Source organism: Anaerobacillus alkalidiazotrophicus, assembly GCF_001866055.1.
Genome location: NZ_MLQS01000014.1, coordinates 104,606 through 126,277, shown reverse-complemented (window position 1 = coordinate 126,277; position 21,672 = coordinate 104,606). Strand labels below are relative to the sequence as shown.

Genomic DNA, 21,672 nt, shown 5'->3' with positions numbered 1-21,672 from the left:
ATATTAATGATTGTTTAACCCAATAAATTGTTCTTCTTTCTTATTGGATACTACCTTTATTAAATTATCATTTTTCATTAGATAATATTGAACACTGTCTACTAAAGCTAGCCAACTAGCTTTTATTATATTTCCAGATACACCTATAGTACTCCATTTCTCTGTTCCATCAGAAGATTCAATTAAAACTCGAACCTTTGAGGCTGTTGCTTCTGTTTCATCAAGAACTCGAACTTTATAGTCAGATAAATACATATTTTTAATAATTGGATAAAATTGTTCTAGACCTTTACGAAGAGCATGGTCAAGCGCATTGACAGGGCCGTTCCCCTCTGCAGCTGTTAATACCATTTCATCATGCACACAAAGCTTGACTACAGCTTCTGTAGAAAAAATATCTTCTCCATTTTTTTCAACAAAGATCTTATAATAATCTAATAAAAAGTATTCTTTCCATTCACTAAAACTCTTTTTCACTAAAAGTTCAAATGAAGCCTCAGCAGCTTCGTATTGATAGCCTTCATGCTCTTTTTCTTTAATTTTTTCAAGGAGCAATTTAGAATTAGGATCTTTTTTATCAATCGAATAGTTCCACTCTTTAGCTTTAAACATTAAGTTACTTTGCCCTGAAAGTTCAGAAACGAGAACACGCCTACTATTCCCTATTAGTTCAGGCTTAATATGTTCATACGTTTCAGGATGCTTTAAAACAGCGCTAACATGCATTCCACCTTTATGTGCGAAAGCACTTTTCCCAACAAATGGCTGATTACTTGGTGCAGCCTGGTTAGCAACTTCATGAACATATTTTGATATAGAAGTTAAGTTACTTAAGTTTTCTTTCTTTACACACTCGTAATTAAGTTTTACCTGTAAATTTGGGATAACAGAAATTAAATTTGCATTCCCACATCGTTCTCCATAACCATTAATCGTTCCTTGAACGTGTCTAGCACCCGCTTGAACTGCAGATAGGGAATTTGCAACGGCTACTTCACCATCATTATGACAATGAATCCCTATCTGTATATTTATTTTAGTACATATAGTTTTAACAATTTTATATATTTCATGGGGAAGAGTTCCACCGTTTGTATCACAAAGTGCTATACAGTCAGCTCCTGCTTCTTCAGCTACCTTAATAGCTTTGAGAGCGTACTCTTTATTTTGTTTATATCCATCAAAAAAGTGTTCAGCATCAAAAATAACTTCAAGACCATTTTCTTTTAAATAAGCTACAGAGTCCCTAATCATATCAAGATTTTCTTCTAATGTTGTTTTTAGAGCCTCAATCACTTGGAAATCCCACGTTTTACCAAAAATTGCAACTACTTTAACACCACTTTCAATTAACTTCTGAAGATTTTCATCTTCTTTTGCTTTAACACCTATCCTTCGTGTGCTTCCAAAAGCTGTTATTTTAGAATGACTAAGTTGAAGATCTTGGACTTTTTGAAAAAATTCCATATCTTTTGGGTTACTTCCCGGCCAACCGCCTTCTATATAATGAACTCCAATTTCATCCAACTTTTTTACAATCTTTATTTTGTCATCTACAGATAAGCTTATGCCTTCACCCTGAGTTCCATCGCGTAAAGTTGTATCATAGAGAAAAACTTGTTCTCTCAAGCTAATTCCTCCAATTCAAAATAATTAAAAATAAGACTTTTCCAAATAACAACTATTTCCTTAATAACAATTATTAGTACTCACTTTAATTTGTTGAAGTCTTTAGTTTATCTTAAGTTTTAAAAGTCATATTTCCGTGTCTTTAATGATTTTCATTGTTAGATTTCTTCCTAATAATGCATAAAAGTATATCATAGCTTTTTTATTATTTCTATATATTTTCTGAAAAAATAAAAAATATAGAAAACTTCACTTATTATAAAAAAGAAAATGACTATTCACAAAAATATATTAAAGTCTTCTATAGTAAATACGTGAATTCATTATTATTTAAAAAGAGCCACATAAAGCTGAACTTCAATCAGTGGGGTTTTCCTTCATCCCCCACTGATTGTTAGTTCAACTTATACCACGGGCATAAGAATAACTAATCATCAGCTTCACTGATGAAAGTTATTCTATATCGGACCTTTAGGGGCAGTTTATCCCCCACCTAAACTTCTCGATTTTCTTAAGTTTTGAGGTGGGGTCTTACTTGCCCCTTAAGAGTGGGATAAATAATGAATATATAGAAAAAGAAGAGGGTTCGCCCTCTTCTGATCATTATTTTTCTGAAAGTCGCTGTATGTGTAATGCAATGTACGCTTGTTCAGATATCGGTAAATCAAACTGATATACTTCCTTAATTAAATTGCCTATTTTTTCAGCTGTATTAAAAGCTTTTTTATGTTTTTTCTTAATCACTTCAAGCATCTCTTCGTCTATATCATGAAATGGTTCTTTTTCCTGAATTCTTTGAAATGCAAAACGTAAATGAGTTAACAACCGTTGATATGCAATTGATTTTCCATGAATCGAAATATTGAATTCGGATTCTATTAAACCAATAACATCATTAACAAAGCTAGTTACATCTAAGGAAGGTTTAAGACTTTTACGATTCATTTTAGCAGTATGTATGTGTAGCGCTATATAACCGACTTCATCATCAGGTATCTCAATATTCAAACGTTCATTTATTGTTTTTTTTGCCCATAAACCAACTTCAAACTCTTCTGGATATAACGCTTTAATTTCTTGAAGTAATTTATTTTTTATTACAAATCCTTGTTTAAGCCTCTCAAAGGCAAAAGAAAGATGATCTGTTAATGCTACATGAATATGATCATTTAAAGGAGTCATTAGTGCTCCTTCTGCATAACTAATGACTTCTTCAGCTATTTTTATATGTTCTATTGGAAGTGTACACAATATTTCTTGAAACTTTTCATAATCATCATTGTCTTCCATCACAAACACTTTTTCTACGTTATTTTTAGAAATAATATCATTTTTTTTCTTTTGAAAAGCAACTCCAGGACCTATCACAATTTTTTCAATGGTACCTTCTTGAACAATTACAGCATTGTTATTCAGAATTTTTTTTATTTTCATTGCATGATTCTCCTTTTAACTCATTGGCTAACTAGAAAATCGTTTTATCATCTAAACCTTTTTATTAATTTAATTTTACCTCAATTACTTCTGTCTTACTAGCGGTTACTGTAGTAATGTTTTCTTTTGTTAATTCATTTACTCTTTCACCATTTGTAATAACAATTGGAGTAATGATACTTGAAGCTTTCTCTTTTACCAAGTCTAAAGAAAACTCAACTAAGCGATCACCAACCTTTACCTTATCTCCTTCTTTAATAAAAGTTGTAAACCCTTCTCCCTTCATTGAAACTGTTTCTAAACCGATGTGAATTAATATTTCTAAACCACCTAAAGATTTTATCCCAATTGCATGCTTTGTCGGAAACACTTGGATAATTTCCCCTTCTACTGGTGACGTTACTAACCCCTCTGTTGGTTCAATTGCAATACCATCACCCATCATTTTTTGAGCAAAGGTTGGATCAGGAACTTCCTCAATGTTTAATAATTTTCCCGTTAATGGAGCAAATATTTTCTCACTTTCTATTTTTACACCTTTACTTTTTCCTAAACCAAATAATTTTTTTAACATAATATCGCCCTCTCTATCAAATGTTAATATAAAAAGAAAAAACCTAAATTCACAAAGGCATTTTTTTCCTTTGCATATTTAGGTTTTGCCTGCAAACAGTAACAATCCTACTATATTTAAATTTACTAAGATTATTTAATGAATTTCATTATAATACTAAATGTTCTTGGATGAAGAGCATTTCCCACAACATTAATTTTATGTAACGCCATTTAGGTAATTATGACATTCACTCTATTAAAAAACTAATTATTTTAAATTTACTATTTACAATTATAGATGTCAATACGAAAACACAAATCATATTATGTTTATTATAAACAAAAGTTTTGCCTTACAGAAAGAGGTGTACAAATTAATGAATAAGGGAGCAAAATTTCCATTTCAACGCCTTATCAATTATACAGAACTGTTACACAAGCTTAAATTTTTTACCGATGATGATAAAAAAGAAATATTAGATAAAATACGCGCGAAGAATAAGTAAAAATTTAGAAAAACTATCTTTAATTGTTATTTATGCGAATATTTAATTCGATTAATATTAAAAACGTTCGGAAAAAGTACTATTCTAATAAAAGAACTTGTGCTATAATCACGAAGTAATTAAATATTTCTCGTATAATAGCAGGGATATGGCCTGCAAGTTTCTACCGGATTACCTTAAATAATTCGACTACGAGTGATTGGGATAGCTATAGCTATTTTTTTATATTTTAGCATAGTTATAAATTTTCGGTGATTTAGCTCGAAATTCTACCTTTCACTCATAGTTTGTCTGTGGGTATCGGTAGAATTTCGAGCTTTTTTCTATTTTTTGATATTGGGAGGATTTCATTTATGAACAGGTTAAAACAAGCCATTTCAGAAAAAGGAGTTGTTATTTCTGACGGTGTGTTAAAAGTAGATTCATTTTTAAACCATCAAATTGATCCGGCACTAACTTTAGAGATCGGGAAAGAATTTGCTGAAAGGTTTAAAAATCAAGAAATTACAAAAATATTAACATTAGAATCATCTGGTATTGCTCCGTCTCTAACTACTGCTTTAGAACTTGGGGTTCCTGTCATTTTTTCCAGAAAGAAAAAATCATTAACATTAAGTTCAAATTTATTAACTGCAAAAGTTTATTCTTATACAAAAGATGAAACAAACGAAATAACTGTTTCAAAAGATTTTATTGTTGAAGGTGACAAGGTTCTAATCATTGATGATTTTTTAGCAAACGGTGAAGCTGCATTAGGACTTACTTCATTGGTAAAGCAAGCTAATGCAACTGTAGTAGGTATAGGGATTGTCATTGAAAAATCCTTTCAACCTGGACGTGATAAATTAGAACAGGCTGGATTTCATGTAGAATCTCTTGCTCGAATTTCTTCACTCAAAAATAAGAAAGTCGGCTTTATAGAAGAAATGGTCGCAAATAAGTAATCATTCTATTAAATATTAAACCCTATTTTAAGGAGAGAAATAAATGTCAACAAATCAAATTCAATATCCTTGGTATAAAAAAGAGGACACTGATGCTTTCTTTGCACTATTTCAAAATAACTTAGCAAACTTTGTAATTATCGCTGTTACAATGCTTGGAATGGGTTTTCCTACAAGTATTGTCTTTGGTAAAGTTATACCTGGTGCTGCAGTTGCAGTAATTGTCGGAAACTTATACTATGCTTTTTCAGCCAAACGCTTAGCTCAAAAAGAAGGGCGTACAAATGTAACAGCTCTTTCGTACGGTATAAGCACACCCGTTATGTTTGTCTTTTTATTCGGGGTTTTAGCACCTGCAAATGCTTTAACTGGTGATCCTGAATTAGCTTGGAAAATTGCTCTTGCAGCTTGTTTAATTAGTGGATTTATTGAAATTATAATTAGCTTTACTGGAACTTGGGTGAGAAATAACATTCCTCGTGCAGCAATGCTCGGGGCTCTAGCAGGGGTTGCTTTAACTTTCATCGCTGGTGAAATGTTATTTAGAACGTTTGAAATGCCTGTTATTGGTTTATTTGTTTTAGCAGTTATTTTAGTCGGTATTATAGGGAAAGTAGCGTTGCCATTCAAAATCCCAGCATCATTATTTGCCATTGTTATCGGTACTGTATTAGCATTTTCTCTAGGTTATACAGAATCATCTAAAATATCAGAAGGTCTTTCTAACTTTGGTTTTTATCCTTTATTACCTACGTTTGCTGCATTTGAAGGAATTGGTTTATTATTTGGGACAATGATTGCTTTACTTGCTGTTATTTTACCAATCACAATTTACAATGCAGTAGAAACTATGAACAACGTTGAAGCAATGGCTGCTGAAGGTGACAGCTATGACGTTCGGGAGTGTCAAGCTGTCGATGGTGCTGGTACTGTAATCGGTGCATTGTTTGGTGGGATGTTCCCAACTACAGTTTATATCGCATCTATTGGTTCAAAATGGATGGGAGCTGGACGTGGCTATAGTATTCTAAATGCAATTGTTTTCGGATTTGCAGCTATGTTCGGGGTAATTGCAGCTCTATCAGCAATCATTCCCATCTCAGTAGTTGCTCCTATATTAGTGTTTGTTGGTGTTTCTATGGTATCTACTGCTTTTCAAACGAATGACACAAAATATTATCCGGCTGTCGTCTTAGCAATGCTGCCTTATTTAGCAAACTTTATTATGACACGCTTTAATAATTCTGCGGGAGAAGCAGTTGCTAATTTTTCAAGTGCCATCGTACCATTAGGACAAGGTGCTATGTTCTCAGGAATTATCCTTGGTGCGATTACTGTATTCATTATAGACAACAACTTTAAAAAAGCTTCTATATTTTCTTTCATTGGTGCTGCGCTTTCTTATGTTGGATTAATTCATGCTCCTTCACTTGCATTAAATGCGGCTTTTGATTATATGTTCGGTTATATCCTTATTGGAATTTTCTTTTCAATGTATGCTTTTAAAAAGCATACAAATGTCAATGGACAAGATTTAAAGTCAGAAAAAAAAGCAGCTTAATAATGAAATAAAAAACGGATTCTGTCCATTGCTAATGCGATGAGCAGAATCCGTTTTTTTTTATTTCCCTACCGTTTCTTTTAAAAATTTATTTATCGCAAAGGCAACACCATTCTCATCATTAGTTTTTGTAATATAACTACAAATGTCTTTAATCTCAGGTTCAGCATTTCCCATGGCAACACTTATTCCTGCTGCTTTTAGCATTGAAACATCATTAAAGTTATCACCAATTGCCATTACTTCCTCCATGGATATACCCTTGTTTTCCGCAAACATCTTCAAGGCAATTCCTTTTTGTGCATTTCGACTTGATATTTCAAGATTATCACTTGCAGAAGAACTAATAGATAATTCGTAAAAAGGATTTTCTAATTTATTTTTCCCATCTAATCTTGCTTTTTCATCTTTTGTAAATGCTAAAACTTTAAGAATTTCGACATTTTGGTCTTCTACAAGGTTATCAAAACTTTCTACATAAGTTATTTCACCTTGTTGAAATCTACGTTCTGCAATTTGTAGAGCCTCTTTTTCACTTGCATCAAAGCCTGTACTTTCGATCACGTCGATAACAACTTGTAACGCTTGTTTACGGTCTTTTGTAAATGCACCTTTCGTCGTGTAAATTTCATAATAAATATCTAGTGAACCTAGTATAGTTTCGATTTCCCTAAATTGTTTAGTTGACAAAGGCGTACTATCAATAATTTCTCCTTCCTCAGAACGAATTTCCGCTCCATTTACACAAATAATCGGACAACGAATTCCTGCTTCTTTTAATGGTTTGATTGCCTCCGTATAATCTCTACCTGTTGCAACAACTACTAGTATTCCACCTTCTTGAGCCGCTAGAATTGCCTTTGCATTTTCTCCAGGAAGCTCGCGCATATGATCAACAAGAGTTCCATCCATATCAGTTGCAATTAATTTCAATTTTACTCCTCCACTTCCTATTACTGTCAATGAAAGATTATCAAAATCTTTCATTATAAACAAACTGCTTTCTTTAGTATTACAGAGCAAAAAAACGGTTTCATAATCTACAATCTATTCCTTATTCTTCATAGATCATTTTTCTTGTCATACCAACATCAATGACAATATTAGAACCTGTTATGAAATCATTGTCCTCCGCCGTTAAAAAAGCAAGCTTTCGCGATATCACTAGGTTTCCCAACCCGCTTTGAAAAATGTTGTTGATGATCAACCTATCGCAAAACGACTTTATTCAACCTTAGTAGGAGATTAGATTCCGCTCATTGTTTTGAATAACTAAATTTTTTCAAATCCACTAAGCTTGTTACTACGAGTTTACTTTTTTAAGTTACCCTAACATTTCTTATCCCTTTTGCATAAGTTAACAACAAACGAATGAAAGGTGATATTATTCAAATGAGGAAATTAAATTATACTGATTTGTTAGCCGAGCTCGGTATTAGTAGTGCACACCCTGGTGGATTAAATTTATCGAAAACTATTCTTTCAAAGGAAAACATTAATAAAGAAATGCATGTTCTTGATATCGGTTGTGGTACAGGACAATCATCTGCTTTTCTAGCCAAAAACTACAAATGTAATGTTACCTCCCTTGATGCCCATTCAACTATGGTTGAAAAAGCCAAAAAACGCTTTAATAATAAAAAATTACAAATTAATCTACTTAAAGCGAATGCTGAAGCACTCCCTTTTAAGGACGATAATTTCGATCTTATACTCGCCGAGTCTGTTCTTGTGTTTACAAGTATCGATCTATCATTACCTGAGCTTTATCGTGTGTTGAAACCTAATGCAAAACTTATTTCCATTGAAATGACCACTACTAAAGACTTAAATCTATTTGAAAAAGCTGAAATACAAAACGTTTACGGTATACAGAAAATACTAACTGAAAAGGAATGGACGAATCACTTTACCAATGTAGGTTTTTCAACTGTTAGTGTGGAACATGAAGAGAATGTACATTATCAACACATTGCCTCAGAAGAAAATGACCCTTCACCTTACATTGACCCAACATTGTTTACTATCTTAGAAAGTCATGTTCATATAATGGAGAAATTTAAAGATAGGTTAACTTATCGTATTTTTAAATGCATTAAATAATTTCGCTTTATTCACTATTACATTTAACTAAGTTAATTTCATAATTACTAAAACCGTATTTTTTAAAACACATTCAAAATTGAATGTGTTTTTTCTGCTTATAGAAAAGCGCAACAACTTGGTCATAACTCAAAAAGAAAAAAATGCTTCTGTGTCTACTAACTTTGCTTCATAGTAAATTTCTTCGAAGTAGTGTTTTGTGAGACGAGTAGCCGCAAGATGAAAAATGCATGTAGCTACTCTAGAATGCATTTCATGCAGTAATTGAAGTCAGTAGCTTTGGAGACTTGAGAAATTGCTCTCTTTTATTAAATATACTGAAAATGCCACGCACTTTTTCTTATCCATATATTTAAAATACCTCTTAGATATGTTAATTTTAATTCAACATATTAAAAAGAGATAAACTAACTGAAAACGTCTTAGAATAAAATCAGCAAAACAGTTATAATTTTGTCATGAAACTCGGGAAAAGTAATCATACATAAACATCAGTTGAAGGGGAGATTTACATTGAATGTAATAGTTTATGACCTAGAATTAGTTAAACGATTTAGGAAAGGTCAACTTAGCGAAATTGTTGAGATCGGAGCTTGTAAAATTGACTTAAATTCCAAAAAGATTGTTGATCAGTTCCAAGTTTACATATCACCTAAAAGCGGTTACGTTTCAAAAAGCACCCGAAAATTTATTAAGATGAAAAAAGAAGATCTTGATAAAGCAATACCTTTCAAAAATGGTATGCAACAATTTACTCAATGGGTAGGGGACAATTACTACCTATGCTCCTGGGGTAAAGATGATAAGTCACATATCATCAATCAATGCATTCGTAATAAAATTAAACTAGATTGGTTTAAAAATTATAATGACATTCAAAAGCAAATAGGAAAAATCATTACAACTGACAATAATAGTCAATTAGGTTTAAAAAACGCTTTAAGTATAGCTGAAATTGCCCCTATAGGAAAAGCTCATAGAGGGATCGATGATGCCATTAATACAGCACATTTACTAATAAAGTTTATCGACCAAATAAAATTAGACAAAAACATAGTTACTAAAAAGGAAATCTTTCAGCAATCCAAAAAAATTAAGCAAACCATTCAACTTAATAAAGCGTTAAAAGTAAATGATAACAAGAAAAGCGCAAGCGCCTTGGTCACGAGCGACAGGCACTCCGAAGGCCTTTGACAGAAGCCGCTATTTGGCTTCTTACGTGCTTCTGCGTCTTCAAGTACCGCTTCGTAGTAAGCTTCCTCGAAGCAGTGTTTTGTGCGACGAGTAATCGTAGGAGCAAAGCTGTATGAAGTTAATCAACGAAGGCTTTCAAGAGGTAATTGAAGTCAGTTGCTTGACTGAAGTGACCGAGCTCGTAGGCTGCTTGCGCTAGACAGTTTCCAAGTTATAAATTTATAAATTCTGATTATGAAATAAAACAACAACCAGCTAGCGGTTGTTGTTTTATTTTTATCATTTACCTCACTCTTATGTAGTTTTGATAACATCCTGTATAAAAGAATACATAAGGAAATAAAGCAAAGTAAGACTAGACAAATTGACATTATGCTTTACTGAGAATATCCGTTAACACAGGTACAATTTGCTTTTTACGAGAAACAACGCCTTCAAGAAGAGCAGTGTTATTAGTTAATGTAACATTATAAGCTTCTTCCACTGCATTTGTTTTATTTCCTAAAGCTAATGCCACTGAATTACTATTTAATATATCAGTAACAACCAATACAAATAAATCTAAGTTTTTCTTCTCAATTTCTGCGTTTAGTGTTGCTTCTAGTTCCTCTTGACGAACTAGTACATCATTTGTATCAACAGCATTTACTTGAGCAATTTCAACCTTGTAGTTACCCATTTGAAATTCTTTAGCATCAAGTGAAATTAATTGAGCTACAGTCTTGTCACTTAAATTCGCTCCTGCTTTTATCATTTCTAAACCATATGAATTAGCATCCACCCCTGCAAGTTCTGCTAATTCATGCGCTGCTTGTACATCTTCGTCAGTACATGTTGGAGACTTAAATAATAAAGAGTCAGAGATAATGGCTGATAACATCAACCCTGCAATTTCTTTTTCAATCTTAATACCTTTCTCTTTATAAATTTTATTTAAAATAGTTGCCGTACAACCAACTGGCTCTGCACGATAATATAATGGGTCACTTGTTTGAAAGTTAGCGATACGGTGATGGTCAATAACTTCTAACACACGAACTTTTTCAATATCCTCTACACTTTGTTGAAATTCATTATGATCTACTAAAATTACCTGATTAACTTCATTTGCAACAGTTTTAACTAAACGTGGTGCTTCTGCTTTAAAATAGTCCAACGCAAATTGAGTTTCGTCATTAACATCTCCTAAACGTACTGGCTCAGCATCCAATCCTAATTTTACTTTTAAATCTGCGTAAGCAATTGCTGAACAAATTGTGTCTGTATCTGGGTTTTTATGACCGAAAATAAGTACTTTTTCCATTTCTCTACTCCTTAATGATTAAATTTTATGTCGATAGCCACTATTTTATCGAAAAAAATGCATTTTGTCTAAACTGTATTTTACATTATGTAGTAAATTTTTCGCGTTTCTCTATTTGAAAGATACTCGATAGGCATGGAGAAGTAAAAACAGCTAGTGAAGTTTCTGCTTCACTAGCTGACTTTTTATTCTTTTATCTGGACTTTATATTTTCTAAGCCACGTATCAATTTGCGCTAAGTGGGCAATAAGTTGTGGTCCTGTCATGAGTTGCCCGAACCATGGTTTCTTAAATGCAGCTCCATTTGTATCAATAATATCTCTTACTTTTTTTTCGTTTACAAACTGAAGTAGTGGCGATTTGGGATCATCAACAATTTCTTGTAACCATTTCTTTACCACTTTTGTGTAAAAAGGGTTATGAGTTTTAGGGTATGGACTCTTTTTTCTATAAAGCACACTATTTGGCAACACTCCTTCTAGAGCCTTACGTAAAATACCTTTTTCTCTACCTTCTAGGTTTTTCATTTTCCAAGGAATATTCCACACGTACTCTACTAATCGATGATCAGCAAAAGGTACTCGTACTTCAAGACTCGCCCCCATACTCATTCTGTCTTTTCGATCAAGTAGCGTCGTCATAAACCATACCATGTTTAAATAAAACAGTTCTCTCCTCCTCGCATCCTCATTACTTTCTCCATCTAGGCGAGGGGTTTCAGCAACAGTATCTGTATAACGGTTCATAACATAATCTTTCAGCTGAAGTTTTTCTCGCCACTCTTCTGTTAATAGTGCCTCACGCTCTAGTGTGGAATGCATCCAAGGAAAGCTTTCACGATTCATCAAATCCTCGCGATGAAACCATGGGTAACCACCAAAAATTTCATCAGCACACTCTCCGGAAAGGCCTACAGTTACATCTTTTTTGATTTTTTCACAAAACCAAAGTAAAGATGAATCAATGTCAGCCATACCTGGTAAATCGCGAACGTAAACGGCTTCTTTTAAATAACCTGCCAAATCTTCATTTGTTATTATACACGAATGATGTTTCGTCCCTAAAAATTCAGATACTTCTTTTATCCAAGGGCCATCTGCGTTTGGCTGAAAATCATTTACTTTAAAATATTTATCATTATCTATATAATCAATGGAGTACGTATGAAGTGGTCCTCTTCCCTCATTCTCAAAATAGTTTGCCGCAAATGCTGTTAAGGCACTAGAATCAACTCCACCTGAAAGAAACGTACTTACAGGCACGTCAGCTACCAACTGCCTTTCTACAGTATCTTTTAATAGCCAATTAATTTTTTCTGCAGTTTGTTCTACATTTTCTTCATGGACTTCACTCTTTACGTTCCAGTATCTTTGAATTTTTAATCCATTTTTATTATATTTTAATACATGACCTGGACGTAATTCCTTCATATTATGAAACACACCGTGCCCCGGTGTTCTTGAAGGACCTAAGCCAAACACTTCCGCTAATCCTTCCCTTGTCACTTCTGACTTAACATTAGGGTGTGCTAAAATTGCTTTTAATTCGGAACCAAATAGTAATGCTCCATTTAATTCCTGATAAAATAAAGGTTTTACCCCTAAACGATCACGAGCAATAAAAAGTTCTTCCTTTTTTTCATCCCAAATCGCAAACGCATAAATACCATTTAAATAATCAACACACGCTTCTCCCCACTCAATAAAGGAAGTAAGTAAAACCTCTGTATCTGAATGAGATTTAAAGGAATGCCCACGCGCTAGCAGTTCTTTTCGAATATCTTCTGTATTATAAAGCTCACCGTTGTAAGCCATTGTACAAGCCTTAGATTTTGCTGACTTTGTCATTGGTTGTTTTCCACCTTCAGGGTCAACAACAACCAGTCGTGTATGACCAAAAGCCGCATGTAATGAACTCCAGACTCTGGAATCATCTGGTCCGCGCTGACTTAATGTTTTGGCCATTTTCCCAACAGTTTTTACTTCATTTCGTAAATCATTGTTCCAATCAACCCAACCAGTAATACCGCACATCTATTTCAACTCCTCCTAGGGAATGTTGTATAATCTTTGGCCACTCTGACCCATACAACAACATATTCACTTATGTGCCTAATCGTTCTTCATTCAATTCAATTGGCATGTATTCTCACATTATTTTTTTACTAAATGAATAGTTTCTTTCTATTGATGAAATATTATGGTTAGACTTTCATTAAGGAGGACAACTGGTATATGAATGCAAACCGTGCTCAACAGATTTTAGAATCATCTAAAGATATTGAAGTTAAACATAACGGCGCTTCTATATGGATTCAAAATGTTAATTCACAAGAAGGCACTGCGCGAGTTTACCCTAGAGAAAACCCTGATCAAGAAATGACTGTGCATGTTCAAGAATTACAAGAGTCCTAAACAAAGAAGGCATCTACTAAATTATTTAGCAGATGCCTTCTTTGTTTAATTAAAGTTGTTCTTTTTCCTGAATGTATGCAAGAAGTTTAGTACAAGCTTCTTCTATTAGGTTATAAACTTCTTGAAAATTCCCTGTAAAATAAGGATCGGGCACATCTACTACCTTTGATTTTGGAATGTAATCCAATAATCTCTGTATTTCACCTGAAAAATCTCTACCTCTCATCCTCGTTAAATTTCCTAAGTTTTGTGCATCCATTGCTATTATATAATCAAAATCACTTAAATCTTTCATCGTTACTTGTCTCGCTGTTATATTGGATGAGTCAATATTGTTTTCTTTTAATATTTGTAACGTACCTTCATGAGGTCTTTTTCCAATATGCCAATCTCCAGTTCCCGCAGAATCTATAATGATTTCTTTTTCCAATCCAACTTCTTTAACCTTCTGTCTAAAAATTGCTTCTGCCATCGGTGAACGGCATATATTTCCTAAGCAAACGAATAGTACTTTAATCATTTACGTTCCCCTTCCTTTAAATATGTATAATTGAAGCTTAACAACTATTAGCAACGGTCTACGCCTAAAAATAATATAGACCTATTATAGCTTTTCTATTTTTTTATGTAAAAAATTAATAACAACAATTAATCTTTTACTATTCTTCTTGTGCACCTGCGACAGCTAGACTCGCTTTTTAACTCTAGACCAAAAGGAAATCCCCTCATTTTACTATGAGAGGATTTGTGAAAACGAACTATATATAATTAGGAAACGGATTACGTCCTTTTATACTATTACTTAAAAATTTCTCTATGCTCTTCTTTAATTTTCGCAAGAATTTCTTCAACTGTTCCGAACTCTTGCCCAACGCGATAGCTCTTAATATTTCGCAAAGAACCACTGCACTTAGGGTTGCCATGAAAAATTTGGACAATTTCCTCATCATCACATTCTTTTTCTTCTAACATATCACCCTCGCAGTTACAATCACTGTTTTCAAACTTTTCATAAATAACGAAAAATTCGTCTTTGGTTTCCTCAGTGAAATACTCTTTTGTTTCGACTAAATCTTGAACGATCACGTCTTCACTTCCCATTCTTAGTTTTAAATTTAATTTTTTGCACCATTACTATAACATTTTTTTCGAATATTTGCGATGATTAATCGCTGAAATATATTAAAGTTTTTTGAACAAAAATGAAGAAAAACTTACTCTATAATTTTTGCATTAATAATGTCTTTTATTGCTAATTTTAAATAGAAATTTTCTTCATTTACTATGCGTATAGATTGCAAAGCAATATCAAAATGCCGAATAACTCCAATAACATTTTTGAAATCATAATCTCTAAAATAGGTGATCCTCACTGGTGTTTTCGTATCTATTGCGTAACAAATTGTTTCATTGAGTTCCTCTAATTGTTGCTCATCTAAAACTGGCTTATATTTATAGTTACTACTTTCTTTTAACTCCCTAAGCATTGTTACATGCTCAGGAAGCATCATTGATGTCCATTTGATATTACCACGATCCTTAATTATCGGTCTCACCTCTTACGCTTTATGTCCACCGACAAGTTTACTTCGATGTTTAGTTGTTCCCGCTTTTGTGTAAGAAACAGCTCGAAGTAGCTTATCTGAACCATATTTTTCCCTAATAAAGTCCATTACATATCCTAAATCCCTTTGACGTGGCTTATTTGGTTCTAATAAATTAAGTTGAATTTGATCATCTTCTACTATATTAGAAAGAGTAATGGAAATACTCCTTACAATTTGCCCATTATAATGTTTAGAAAATATCTTTAAACATACTTTATACAGTTCAAGTGTAATATTTGTAGGATCTTGAAGTGTAAACGAGCTATTAAACCCACCCTCTAACTCAGTTTTACTATAGCCGATGCACAAGTTGACCGTTCTGCCTGCTTTTTTAGCTGTTCTTGCACGCCTAGCAACTTCTTCACACATCTCTAAAATCACACATTTTACTTCCTCAATATCCTTATAGTCTCGAAGTAAAATCTGACCTTTTCCAAAGCTAACTTGTCCATCCAAAATAGGAGCACCTATTAGAGAAAAATCAACACCATGAGCATGATAATAAAGTTGATTCCCCATAATACCGAATTTCTTTTCAAGTAACTTTAATGGTGTATTTGCTAGTTGACCAACAGAAAAAATTCCTAATCTGTTTAAGCGTTTTTCCATTCGTGAACCAATTCCCCACATCTCACGTAAAGGAGAAACGTTCCAAAGTTTCTTTTTGACCTCATCATATGTCCACTCAGCTATTCCCTTTTTTTTTGCTTCTAGATCAAGGCAAACTTTTGCAAGAAGCATATTTGGCCCAATACCAATAGAACAAGTTAATCCGAATTCTGTTAACATATCTTCTTGAATTCGCTTTGCTAAAGCTAGCTTTCCACCCCACAAACGTTCTGTTCCATTCACATCAAGAAAACTTTCATCAACGCTATACGTATGAATTGCTTCAAGAGGCACATAACGATTAAAAAATTTCGTTAACTTGGTGGAAATCTTTAAGTACATTAACATTTGTGCATTTACAATTTGAATTTGAGGATCATTTGGAATGTCAAAAAGACGACTTCCTGTTTTAATCCCAAACTCTGACTTTAGACGGGGAGTTGCTGCTAAAACAATACTCCCATCTCTCTGTGTATCACCAACAACCGCTAAATAGCTTGTTAGTGGGTCTAATCCAAGTTCAATAGCTGAACAACTAGCATAAAAGCTTTTCATATCAATACAAAAGATCGTACGTTTCGGGTAGACGTTATAATCTATCTCCGTTTCCACAATAATCACCCCTTTCTACATTGACACCACAAACAGAACGTACATTCTTTCTTATTATACTTCATATTATAAGCGAATATACGTTCTGTTTCAATTTGAAAAAAATGGACTGAACGACAAATTCGTTCAACCCACAGAGCTACAGCTACAGAAAATATTGCACAAGAAAAGCTATTACTTCTGATTTAGTTTTTTTCCAGCAACTCTTTCAACTAACCCAGGAAAAACCTGATAAAATCTTGTTGCTAATCCCATCCAACCAGGTAAATGAATTTCCCGTTTAGGCCTTTCTATTAATTGAATAATTTTCTCGGAAACAAAAGATGCTTCCAACATAAGCTTTTCAACATTTTTCGTGTAATTTCCTGTTGCATCAGCTCGGTCAAAGAAAGCTGTTTTAATGGGGCCAGGATTAACAGCACTTACAAAAATATTGGTATCCTTTAATTCCATTCGTACACTATTTGTAATAGCTAAAACTGCATGCTTAGTAGCGGAATAAACACTCGACTTTGGTGTTGCTAATTTACCTGCAATTGATGCAACATTAATGATATGGCCTTCATTTCTTTCAAGCATTGATGGAAGAACTGCTTGGGTACAAGCAATTACCCCAAATACATTAACATCGAACATCCCCTTTATATCGTCTAATTTTGCATCTATAAATTTGTCAAAAACAGCATATCCCGCATTGTTAATTAGTACATCAATTTTCTTATGCTTTTCTACTACTTGAGCGAAAGTCTTTTTTATCGCATCATTTTGGCTTACATCAAGTGTATAATACGAGGGTTCAATCCCCGTATGTTGATAAATTTCCTTACTAGCAGCCTCTAATTTTTCCGTAGAACGAGCAATTAAAACAGGTACCGCTCCTCGTTTTGCTACATCCATCGCTAAATTTAATCCTATACCACTTGATGCACCTGTTATTACAACTATTTTATCATGTAAATTTTTAGCCAATTTATTCACCTCTAGTTTTCTATTTACGTAAGTATTGAATTCTTTACTTTTATATGCTAGTGCTTCTTGAGGTAATTATTTACACATCGTCTCAAGGCAATAACTCATCTCATCCATTACATCACACCCATTTGTACCATGAATATGAAGGTCGATAAACCCAGGAACTACTCTCCAGTCATTAGGTAGTTGTATAACATCTTTAACAAGAGTTAATTTTTCATGACAATGACATATTGATGAAATTTCTCCCTCTTCTACCACAACAAATCCATTTTCATAGGTCTTTTCTTCTCCATATATAACTGCGTTTTTAAGCATAAAGCTTGCCATCATTTTCCCCTCTTTACTTTGTCATCAATGTCTATTATAATTCATATTCATAAAGAAAAAAAAAGTATTGACATTAAACTGCTAAATGTCAGATAATTAAAAAAACTAATTTAATGATATAAGTGTTGAAAGGGACTAGTAAATAACGTTTTAACGAAAGAGAGTGGAATTCAGCGGCTGAAAGATTCCATCGTGAAAAAACTTATTGAACCTACCCTAGAGCTGTTAGGTTAATCCCTAACCGTCACACCAACGTTAAAGGTGCTAAGAGGACATCATTTGATGTCAATTAAGGTGGTACCGCGGATAAACTTTCCGTCCTTGTTATAAGGATGGAAGGTTTTTTATTTTTATACAGGGGGGTTCCCCTAGATCATTTTTCAATAAAAGAGGGGTTATTATGAGTAAGCAAAGAGTTGTAGTAAAAATTGGCAGTAGTTCATTAACTAACGTCCAAGGTGGACTTTCTAAAGAAAAACTTGTTGAACATGCCAACGCCTTAGCTAATCTTAAAAAACAGGGACATGACGTCATTTTGATCTCATCTGGAGCCGTTGCTGCCGGGTTTACAAAGTTAGGATATCCTACAAGGCCTGTAACAATTGCCGGAAAACAAGCTGCTGCAGCAGTTGGGCAAGGCTTACTTATGCAAGGCTACGAGGAAGCATTCGGTCATCATGAAATCGTTGTGGCCCAGCTCCTTTTAACTCGAAATGACTTTTTGAGCAAAGAACAGCACAGTAATGCTTATGCTGTATTAACAGAACTTATTAGCCGTGGTGTAGTACCTATCATAAACGAAAATGACTCAACCTCTGTTGAAGAGCTTACGTTTGGAGATAATGACATGTTGTCTGCTTTAGTAGCAGGACTTGTTCATGCGGATTGCTTAATCATTTTAACTGATATTAACGGTCTGTACGATGAGGACCCACGGAAAAATCCTAATGCAAAGAAATATCATTACCTTCCTACCATTAACGATGAACTATTAAGTGAAGCTAAAGCTACAGGCTCAAAACTTGGAACTGGTGGTATGAAATCAAAAGTTGAAGCTGCAAAAACAGCGACTTCATTAGGCGTTACTGTCTTTATCGGGACAGGAGTTAATGAAGAAAAGCTGATAGACATATTAAAAGGGAAAGGTGACGGAACATATATCGGCACCGCAAATAAAAAAGTAGTAAAAAATAAAAAGCAGTGGATTGCCCTTCATTCTAATACTAATGGAAACATTGTTATCGACGATGGAGCCGCTAATGCAATATTAACAAAAGGAAAGAGTTTATTACCAATTGGAATTAAAGAAGTTTCAGGGACATTTCAAAAAGGTGATGTCGTAGAAGTAATCACTAGTCGTGGTAAATCCATCGGAAAAGGCCAAGTGAATTATTCTTCTGAAGATCTACGTGCCATTAAAGGTAAAGCTAGCAAAGAAGCCAAAGAGAAAATAAATTGCCCATACACTGAAGCTATACATCGAGACCATTGGATTACATTTTAGAGGAGTGAATATGATGAGTGAACTATTACTTAAAGCAAAAAAAGCAAACGAATTAACTGGATTACTAGGTGCCGCTTCAACAGCAGAGAAAAACAGAGCACTAAAATTTATTAGTCAAGCATTAGTGACTGAAATGGATTATATTTTACAAGAAAACAATAAAGACATCGAGGTAGGAAAAGCAAATGGGCTTTCAGATGGCTTGATAGACCGGCTTCGTTTAACAGAAGCAAGAATTACAGATATGGCTAACGCTTTAGAACAACTAACTGATTTACACGATCCTGTTGGGGAAACCACCTTTGAAACTGAGCGCCCAAATGGCTTATTCCTTAAAAAAATTCGCGTACCTTTAGGAGTTATCGGAATGATTTATGAAGCAAGGCCAAATGTAACAGTGGATGCTGCTAGCCTTTGTTTAAAAACAGGTAATGCCGTTTTACTACGTGGAAGCTCTTCAGCTATAAACTCAAATAAAGCTTTAGTTACTGTCATCCATAAAGGCTTAGAGAAAAGCTCTATCCCTAAGGAAGCCGTTCAACTGATAGAAGATACAAGCAGAGAAACGGCAGAAAAAATGTTTAAACTAAATGAATACTTAGACGTCCTTATTCCTCGTGGGGGGGCAAACCTTATTCAAACCGTTATAGAAAAAGCTACTGTGCCCGTTATAGAAACAGGTGTAGGAAACTGTCACGTGTATATTGATGAAACAGCAGAAAAAAGTATGGGGATCGACATTGTAGTGAACGCCAAAACACAACGTCCATCTGTTTGTAACGCTTGTGAAACTATAATTGTTCATGAAAAATGGGCAAATCAACATTTTACAATTCTAGTTGATGCTCTAGTAAGTAAAGGTGTTGAATTACGTGGTGATGATATAGCAATGCAACTCGATAACCGCGTGAACGCTGCTACCAAGGAAGATTGGGCTACAGAGTTTCTAAATCTAACGCTAGCTGTAAAAATAGTTAATAATGTTGATGAAGCAATTAATCATATTAATCAATATGGTTCTAAACATACAGAAGCTGTTATTTCAGAAACACAAAGTAACGTTGATAAATTTTTCACGTTCGTAGATGCTGCTGCACTTTACCATAATGCTTCAACTCGCTTTACAGATGGATTTGAATTCGGTTTTGGCGCTGAAATTGGTATTAGTACACAAAAGCTCCATGCAAGAGGCCCAATGGGACTAGACACTTTAACATCTTCAAAATATATCATCTTAGGTAATGGACAAATACGTTCATAAAGAAAAGCAGAATGGTAAAGAGGTAAAGACGAAGGAGAGAGATCAGATGTTAACAGATAAAAAGATTGCCTTTATCGGTGCCGGTAGTATGGCTGAAGCGATGATTTCTGGTATTGTAGCAAAAAAATTATTACGACCAGAACAAATTTACGTAACAAATAAACAAAACACGGAAAGATTAAACTTTTTAGAAGAAAACTATCAAGTACAAACGTTTAAAAATTCTAAAGAAGTAATTCCAAATATGGATATCATTATTTTTGCTATTAAACCAAAAGATATCGCAGAAACTATTGAAAATATAAAGTCGTACACATCAAAGAATCAATTGTTCATCTCGGTATTAGCTGGAGTGTCAACAACATATATTTCTAAACTTATTGATCACAACGCTCCAATAATTAGGACGATGCCAAATACTTCTGCAGCTATTGGTGCCTCTATAACTGCCATTTCTTCCGGAGAATTTGCTACCCGTGAACATCTAACTGTGGCAGAAAAATTATTTGAAGCGATCGGTGAAGTTGTTGTTGTTGAAGAAGAAAAACAGGATGCCATAACTGGTTTATCAGGGTCAGGTCCAGCTTATATTTATTATATAATTGAAGCGATGGAAAAAGGAGCAAGTGAAGTCGGATTAGATAAAGATTTAGCTAAGCACCTTATTGCACAAGTACTTATCGGTACAGCAGAAAGAATAAAAGCAACAGATCTCCCTTCCAAAACTCTTTATCAACAAGTAATGAGTCCAGGCGGCACTACAGAAGCAGGCTTTAAAGCTTTGGAGAGCTACCAAATTCAAGATGCAATGGTAGAATGTATTAAGAGAGCTGTTGAACGTTCAACAGAACTTGGGAAACTTTATTCTTAATATTAATAATATCTAGAAAAGTGTAAGGCGCCTGGAGATAGACAGTTCCTAAGTTAGAAATTTATAAATTCTGGTTATAAAAAAGAGCTGAGGTTAACTCAGCTTTTTTTGTATACAAACTTGCAGCTTTTTCCTATCATCCACCCTAAATGCTCTTCCGCTTTTTATTTTGCTTAAATATAACGTTTCTCTGCTCCTTGATGAACAACGACGAGATAACTTTCTAAATTGAGATTTAATGACAACAGCTAGAAAATCTGTAA

Annotated in this window: 20 protein-coding genes, 1 pseudogene, 1 riboswitch and 1 other annotated feature; of the genes and pseudogenes, 8 read left to right on the top strand and 13 right to left on the bottom strand. The window is 33.9% G+C overall.

Annotated features, from left to right (window positions below; genetic code table 11):
* Window positions 1–3 precede the first annotated feature (3 nt).
* From cimA to BKP45_RS09915, 3 genes are all read right to left on the bottom strand, one after another.
* On the bottom strand, window positions 4–1,629 hold the full coding sequence (gene cimA, locus BKP45_RS09925) for a citramalate synthase (protein ID WP_071389532.1): 1,626 nt from the start codon (window positions 1,627–1,629) through the stop codon (window positions 4–6).
* 603 nt (window positions 1,630–2,232) lie between these two features.
* Window positions 2,233–3,063 carry a PRD domain-containing protein gene (locus BKP45_RS09920; protein WP_071389531.1) on the bottom strand — a complete coding sequence of 277 codons (831 nt, stop codon included), beginning with the start codon at window positions 3,061–3,063 and terminating at the stop codon, window positions 2,233–2,235.
* Between the two features lie 64 nt (window positions 3,064–3,127).
* A complete protein-coding gene (locus BKP45_RS09915) occupies window positions 3,128–3,637 on the bottom strand; it encodes a PTS sugar transporter subunit IIA (protein ID WP_071389530.1) in 510 nt (169 codons plus the stop codon).
* A 597-nt stretch (window positions 3,638–4,234) separates the two neighbouring features.
* A riboswitch (purine riboswitch) is annotated at window positions 4,235–4,336 on the top strand.
* A gap of 141 nt (window positions 4,337–4,477) precedes the next feature.
* Here BKP45_RS09915 and BKP45_RS09910 point away from each other — a divergent pair.
* Window positions 4,478–5,068 (top strand): xanthine phosphoribosyltransferase, encoded by a 591-nt coding sequence (locus BKP45_RS09910; RefSeq protein WP_071389529.1) that lies wholly within the window; start codon window positions 4,478–4,480, stop codon window positions 5,066–5,068.
* Between the two features lie 43 nt (window positions 5,069–5,111).
* Window positions 5,112–6,629, top strand: coding sequence for a uracil permease (locus BKP45_RS09905; RefSeq protein WP_071389528.1), 1,518 nt, complete (start codon window positions 5,112–5,114; stop codon window positions 6,627–6,629).
* A 60-nt stretch (window positions 6,630–6,689) separates the two neighbouring features.
* On the opposite strand, the gene BKP45_RS09900 is transcribed toward BKP45_RS09905, so the two are convergent.
* Together BKP45_RS09900 and BKP45_RS21545 are read right to left on the bottom strand one after the other, a co-directional pair.
* Complete coding sequence (locus tag BKP45_RS09900) at window positions 6,690–7,562, bottom strand: Cof-type HAD-IIB family hydrolase (protein ID WP_084787800.1); 873 nt, start codon at window positions 7,560–7,562, stop codon at window positions 6,690–6,692.
* Window positions 7,563–7,683: 121 nt separating this feature from the next.
* A pseudogene (locus BKP45_RS21545) lies at window positions 7,684–7,837 on the bottom strand (SDR family oxidoreductase); the annotation flags it as partial.
* A 184-nt stretch (window positions 7,838–8,021) separates the two neighbouring features.
* On the opposite strand from BKP45_RS21545, the gene BKP45_RS09895 reads away from it, so the two are divergent.
* Window positions 8,022–8,732 (top strand): class I SAM-dependent methyltransferase, encoded by a 711-nt coding sequence (locus BKP45_RS09895; protein ID WP_071389526.1) that lies wholly within the window; start codon window positions 8,022–8,024, stop codon window positions 8,730–8,732.
* 513 nt (window positions 8,733–9,245) lie between these two features.
* The gene (locus BKP45_RS09890; protein WP_071389525.1) at window positions 9,246–9,926 is read left to right on the top strand and encodes a 3'-5' exonuclease; all 681 of its coding nucleotides are present in this window, start codon (window positions 9,246–9,248) and stop codon (window positions 9,924–9,926) included.
* A 370-nt stretch (window positions 9,927–10,296) separates the two neighbouring features.
* Here the strand turns inward: BKP45_RS09890 and BKP45_RS09885 are convergent, their stop codons facing one another.
* Entirely contained in the window at window positions 10,297–11,229 is a 933-nt protein-coding gene (locus BKP45_RS09885; protein WP_071389524.1) for a manganese-dependent inorganic pyrophosphatase, read from the bottom strand.
* A 185-nt stretch (window positions 11,230–11,414) separates the two neighbouring features.
* Entirely contained in the window at window positions 11,415–13,262 is a 1,848-nt protein-coding gene (gene asnB / locus BKP45_RS09880) for an asparagine synthase (glutamine-hydrolyzing) (RefSeq protein WP_071389523.1), read from the bottom strand.
* A 201-nt stretch (window positions 13,263–13,463) separates the two neighbouring features.
* Between asnB and BKP45_RS09875 the strand changes: the two genes are divergently transcribed.
* Entirely contained in the window at window positions 13,464–13,643 is a 180-nt protein-coding gene (locus tag BKP45_RS09875) for an H-type small acid-soluble spore protein (protein WP_071389522.1), read from the top strand.
* A 49-nt stretch (window positions 13,644–13,692) separates the two neighbouring features.
* Here BKP45_RS09875 and BKP45_RS09870 read toward each other — a convergent pair whose 3' ends face one another.
* The 6 genes from BKP45_RS09870 to BKP45_RS09845 all read right to left on the bottom strand — a co-directional run bounded on the left by BKP45_RS09870 (window position 13,693) and on the right by BKP45_RS09845 (window position 17,773).
* Window positions 13,693–14,163 carry a low molecular weight protein-tyrosine-phosphatase gene (locus BKP45_RS09870; RefSeq protein WP_071389521.1) on the bottom strand — a complete coding sequence of 157 codons (471 nt, stop codon included), beginning with the start codon at window positions 14,161–14,163 and terminating at the stop codon, window positions 13,693–13,695.
* A 278-nt stretch (window positions 14,164–14,441) separates the two neighbouring features.
* A complete protein-coding gene (locus tag BKP45_RS09865; RefSeq protein ID WP_071389520.1) occupies window positions 14,442–14,729 on the bottom strand; it encodes a hypothetical protein in 288 nt (95 codons plus the stop codon).
* A 128-nt stretch (window positions 14,730–14,857) separates the two neighbouring features.
* Complete coding sequence (locus BKP45_RS09860) at window positions 14,858–15,199, bottom strand: YolD-like family protein (protein WP_084787794.1); 342 nt, start codon at window positions 15,197–15,199, stop codon at window positions 14,858–14,860.
* A 3-nt stretch (window positions 15,200–15,202) separates the two neighbouring features.
* The gene (locus tag BKP45_RS09855) at window positions 15,203–16,414 is read right to left on the bottom strand and encodes a Y-family DNA polymerase (RefSeq protein ID WP_071389550.1); all 1,212 of its coding nucleotides are present in this window, start codon (window positions 16,412–16,414) and stop codon (window positions 15,203–15,205) included.
* A 231-nt stretch (window positions 16,415–16,645) separates the two neighbouring features.
* Window positions 16,646–17,440 carry an SDR family NAD(P)-dependent oxidoreductase gene (locus BKP45_RS09850; RefSeq protein WP_071389519.1) on the bottom strand — a complete coding sequence of 265 codons (795 nt, stop codon included), beginning with the start codon at window positions 17,438–17,440 and terminating at the stop codon, window positions 16,646–16,648.
* Between the two features lie 75 nt (window positions 17,441–17,515).
* Window positions 17,516–17,773 carry a hypothetical protein gene (locus BKP45_RS09845; RefSeq protein ID WP_071389518.1) on the bottom strand — a complete coding sequence of 86 codons (258 nt, stop codon included), beginning with the start codon at window positions 17,771–17,773 and terminating at the stop codon, window positions 17,516–17,518.
* 116 nt (window positions 17,774–17,889) lie between these two features.
* Window positions 17,890–18,099: a binding site (T-box leader), on the top strand.
* 74 nt (window positions 18,100–18,173) lie between these two features.
* Between BKP45_RS09845 and proB the strand changes: the two genes are divergently transcribed.
* Genes proB through proC form a run of 3 tightly spaced genes read left to right on the top strand, consistent with a single transcriptional unit; the run spans window position 18,174 to window position 21,409 of the window.
* A complete protein-coding gene (gene proB / locus BKP45_RS09840; protein ID WP_071389517.1) occupies window positions 18,174–19,277 on the top strand; it encodes a glutamate 5-kinase in 1,104 nt (367 codons plus the stop codon).
* A 13-nt stretch (window positions 19,278–19,290) separates the two neighbouring features.
* Window positions 19,291–20,538: a glutamate-5-semialdehyde dehydrogenase gene (locus tag BKP45_RS09835; protein ID WP_071389516.1), complete on the top strand. Its 1,248-nt coding sequence runs from the start codon at window positions 19,291–19,293 to the stop codon at window positions 20,536–20,538.
* 46 nt (window positions 20,539–20,584) lie between these two features.
* Window positions 20,585–21,409, top strand: coding sequence for a pyrroline-5-carboxylate reductase (gene proC, locus BKP45_RS09830; RefSeq protein WP_071389515.1), 825 nt, complete (start codon window positions 20,585–20,587; stop codon window positions 21,407–21,409).
* Window positions 21,410–21,672 lie beyond the last annotated feature (263 nt).

Coding starts and splice junctions, on each gene's coding strand:
- BKP45_RS09915 (WP_071389530.1), bottom strand. CDS start 3,637: ATGTTAAAAAAATTATTTGGTTTAGGAAAAAGTAAAGGTGTAAAAATA.
- BKP45_RS09875 (WP_071389522.1), top strand. CDS start 13,464: ATGAATGCAAACCGTGCTCAACAGATTTTAGAATCATCTAAAGATATT.
- BKP45_RS09910 (WP_071389529.1), top strand. CDS start 4,478: ATGAACAGGTTAAAACAAGCCATTTCAGAAAAAGGAGTTGTTATTTCT.
- BKP45_RS09835 (WP_071389516.1), top strand. CDS start 19,291: ATGAGTGAACTATTACTTAAAGCAAAAAAAGCAAACGAATTAACTGGA.
- BKP45_RS09870 (WP_071389521.1), bottom strand. CDS start 14,163: ATGATTAAAGTACTATTCGTTTGCTTAGGAAATATATGCCGTTCACCG.
- proC (WP_071389515.1), top strand. CDS start 20,585: ATGTTAACAGATAAAAAGATTGCCTTTATCGGTGCCGGTAGTATGGCT.
- asnB (WP_071389523.1), bottom strand. CDS start 13,262: ATGTGCGGTATTACTGGTTGGGTTGATTGGAACAATGATTTACGAAAT.
- BKP45_RS09885 (WP_071389524.1), bottom strand. CDS start 11,229: ATGGAAAAAGTACTTATTTTCGGTCATAAAAACCCAGATACAGACACA.
- BKP45_RS09845 (WP_071389518.1), bottom strand. CDS start 17,773: ATGGCAAGCTTTATGCTTAAAAACGCAGTTATATATGGAGAAGAAAAG.
- BKP45_RS09905 (WP_071389528.1), top strand. CDS start 5,112: ATGTCAACAAATCAAATTCAATATCCTTGGTATAAAAAAGAGGACACT.
- proB (WP_071389517.1), top strand. CDS start 18,174: ATGAGTAAGCAAAGAGTTGTAGTAAAAATTGGCAGTAGTTCATTAACT.
- BKP45_RS09920 (WP_071389531.1), bottom strand. CDS start 3,063: ATGAAAATAAAAAAAATTCTGAATAACAATGCTGTAATTGTTCAAGAA.
- BKP45_RS09895 (WP_071389526.1), top strand. CDS start 8,022: ATGAGGAAATTAAATTATACTGATTTGTTAGCCGAGCTCGGTATTAGT.
- BKP45_RS09855 (WP_071389550.1), bottom strand. CDS start 16,414: ATGAAAAGCTTTTATGCTAGTTGTTCAGCTATTGAACTTGGATTAGAC.